Origin of the sequence: Desulfovibrio inopinatus DSM 10711 (genome assembly GCF_000429305.1) — a bacterium.
Taxonomy (GTDB): domain Bacteria; phylum Desulfobacterota; class Desulfovibrionia; order Desulfovibrionales; family Desulfovibrionaceae; genus Alteridesulfovibrio; species Alteridesulfovibrio inopinatus.
Map to the genome: position 1 here is coordinate 7,756 of NZ_KE386880.1, position 3,569 is coordinate 11,324.

The following is a 3,569-nucleotide window of genomic DNA, read 5'->3' on the forward strand; positions in this document are numbered from 1 at the left end:
AGTGCGTGCGGCGCTCTATGATCAATCCGGGCAAGAGTTGGCAGAACTTTCGGCTATGTCGGCTTCAGAGGTTGCTGAGTTTGCTCGGGTGCATGACGTCGTGGTTGAAGGTAACCAATTATTCTCTTCGGTCGAGGGATTGAGCCAGGATCAAATCACGGCGCTCAATGAGCTGGGCCGCATCACGATTGATGAACAAGGGCAAGCCAGAGTGCTCATGAGCCAACTCAACGAGGCCCAAGCGTTGGCGTTGGAGAGCGTGGGCTCGGTTGTATGGGCGTCGGGCGATGCGATGAATGCCAAGCTCGGGCAGTTGAGCGCCAGTGAAATCGAGGCCTTGGCGGCTGTGCAAGCTGCGGCCGGCGATATTCCCGGTGCGGTTTCCGTTGAGTGGGAGCGGATATCAGCCTCTGCAACGGATGGCGTGCGGGCTGCTATTTTTGATCAATCCGGTAAAGAGTTGTCCGAGTTGTCCGCCATGTCGGCGGCGGAAGTGGCCGAATTTGCACGGGTGCATGATGTCGTGGTTGAGGGCAATCAATTGTTTTCCTCGGTCGAGGGGCTTTCGCAAGATCAGATTACGGCGCTCAACGAGCTGGGCAAAATTACGATTGATGAACAGGGGCAAGCCCGTGTGCTCATGGGCCAGCTCAACGATGCTCAAGCCCAGGCGCTGGAGGGCGTGGGCTCGGTGGTCTGGAGTTCAGGCGATGCGATGTCCGCAAAATTGGGTCAATTGAGCACGGATGAGATTGCCGCTTTGGCGGAAGTGCAAAAGGCTGCCGGTGCTATTCCGGGGGCGGTTTCCGTTGAGTGGGAGCGGATATCCGGCGGCACGAATACAGCCATCAATAGCCTTACGGGGCAAATTGTTGAGTTCGGAAAAATCAACCCGGAAATTTTGGAAAAACTGAAAAACCCCGTGTCGTTAGATGAAGCTGCCAGTGCTTATTTATCTGGAATTCAGGGGGCCGCAGAAGATAAAAATGGCGAGTTGCACAACCTCACCACGGCCTACAATGATGTGGTTTCGGCTATGGAGTCCCGCAATATCGAAATTCCGGAAAAAACGTTGCAGGCCATGCAGGATGCCGTTGATCTCTCTGTCGAGGCGGCATCGTTTGCGGGGAGCACGGGGCAGTTTTCCGGGGCTGTCGTGATGATGGGCGGTACAATGCGAGCCTTTGATATGGGGGCGGCATCGTTTGGCTCCTACGTTGCGGCGCTGGATGGCAATACGCTGGCCGAGGACTTTGGTTCAAATATCTCGGATTTTGGAAATAAAATTGGTGAGCTGAAAGATGCGCTCGATCCGTTTATTTCTACGATTTCAGAAATCGACACCATCAAAACAGAGATTGAGATCAACGAAGATTGGTTGCAGGAGCAAGGCTGGGAGCAATCTTTGGCGAGTGCGCAGCAATCGGCTGATGCTGCCAAAAAAGCCCGCGATTTGGCCGACGCGACATATAAGGTCTGGCGGGCATTTGCGAGTGGTGAAGGTATTACCGATGCAGAGATACAGCGGATGCTTGATGATGTGCTCACCGAGATGGGCCAACGGCCTGATCCCATTGCCGTGCCGGTGACGGGCAATTGGGTCCAGCAAATTGATCGGATGTATGGGGATTGGGAGGGTGTCTTAGGATATTTGGACCGTACCGAGGGGCATGCCTGGGAGGCCCGCAAGGCCGCGCAAGCCGCTCGGGATAAGTGGGCGTACCCCGATCTTGGGGTATGGTGGGATCGTATCGACAACGCGCGATCCGATGTGGGCCATATCCGAAATTACATGCAAAATACCGAGCGCACCTGGATGGTGGATGCTGTGCGGCAAGTGTGGAGAGGGGTGCAGCGTATCCTGATCGAACACCATAATAAATCTGGCTGGCCAGATATTGGCTTACAACATTTTGCCGATGGCGGCCGGACGGATCAAAAAAGTCCTTTCAGCATTGTGGGCGAGCGCGGCGTGGAGCTGTATCAATTTCGTGAGCCCGGTCGGGTATATAATGATAGCCAGTTAGCTCGGGCGCTCATGGCGTTGGGGAATATCACCGACAACAAGCGCAGTGAAAAAATCTTGGAAAAAATTCTGCGGTTGCTGGCCGATAAAGCCCGCAAAGATGGTGATCGGGACGATATGCGTAAGGATTTATATAAGGCTGTCTCGCGCATCGAGTCGAAGATTTCGAGGGCCATGCCATGATTTCCCGCGTGATTCTTACGGGCTACCGGTTGGCCGACGGCGTGGAGATTGATTGCTTTTTCACGTCGGGCCTGGGCTGGACATCGCGGCCCGATGATACGCCTGCCAATACGTTTTTCATACCTCGTCTGCGATCCCCACTTTCCCATGCTGTCGAGGCGTGGGATGGTGATCGGCTGGGGGGCGTGGTCCGGAGCAGCTTGGGCGCTATCGAGCTGGGCAACGAGGATGGCGCGTTGTCGTATCTGCTTCACGATTACGCTTTTGCCGGTCGGGCCGTGCTGGTGTTTTTGTGTGATGAGGGGCAGGTACAGGCTGATTTGTCGCCGTTTTGGTCGGGGTTGATCGAGCGTGTTGATGCCTCGGATGATGGTATTGAGATTCGGGTGGCCAACCGGCACAAATTGTTCGAGGTCGATCTCTATCAATCCACATACGCTGGCGATAATGTGGCCCCAGAAGGGATAGAGGGTGATGAGTCGTTGCAAGATAAGCCCAAGCCGGTGGCGCTCGGCATTTGTCGCAATGTCTCGCCGGTGCTCGTCAATAGTCAAAAGCTCATTTATCAGGTCCATTGGCGGAGTATCGAGGCGCTTGATGCGGTCTACGACAAGGGCGTGGCCTTGGGGGCTGGCTCAAATTACGCCGATGCCGCTGCTTTACAAGCCGCCTCGCCGACACCGGGCACGTACGACACGTGTTTGGCTGAGGGGCTTTTGCGTCTCGGATCGTCGCCGGTTGGCCAGATTACGGCCGATGTCCGAGGCGATAATGTCGGGGGCTATGTGGATTCACCTGCCGGTATCGTTACCCGGCTTTTAGAGGATTATGCCTTGCTTGATGAGCCCGTCGATACGTCGGCCGTGGCCGGGATATCGTGGCCGTTGGGGCTCTATGCAGCACAGGAGGCGACGGTAGGCCAAGCCCTGGATCAATTGCTGTATGGCTTAGGTATCTTTATCGAGCTGGCTGAGTCCGGAGCGGTCTTGCGACGGATCGCGGAGCCGGTTGCCACGGCCGTGGCCACGTTTGATGAGCGATTATACACATCCTGCCAGTATGGTTCGGGCACACTCCCTCCCTTTTCAATCAAAACAAATTATCAGCGCAACTGGTCTCCCGGGATCGAGCCGGCTGGCGCGGTTTCAGATGCGCGTCGGGGCTGGCTGGAGGAGGAGTGGCGCACGGCCACGGCCGAGGATGCCGCTATAAAGGATGTGTGGCCAACATCGCAGGAGTTGGCGTTCGATACGGCGTTGGATAGCCGTACACATGCCGATGCCGTGGCCGTCTGGGCACTTGATTTTTTCCAAACGCCGCGTCGATTTTGCGAGGTGCGTGTTGCTCCGGAGCGTGCTGC

The 3,569-nt window shown here is 56.0% G+C and carries 2 protein-coding genes; both read left to right on the forward strand.

The window, feature by feature from the left end:
• The coding region (locus G451_RS0123675; protein ID WP_169727931.1) for a hypothetical protein at positions 1–2,209 on the forward strand (2,209 nt) is incomplete at its 5' end.
• On the forward strand, positions 2,206–3,569 hold a 1,364-nt coding region (locus G451_RS35455), incomplete at its 3' end, for a hypothetical protein (protein WP_211236383.1). The genes G451_RS0123675 and G451_RS35455, both read left to right, overlap by 4 nt.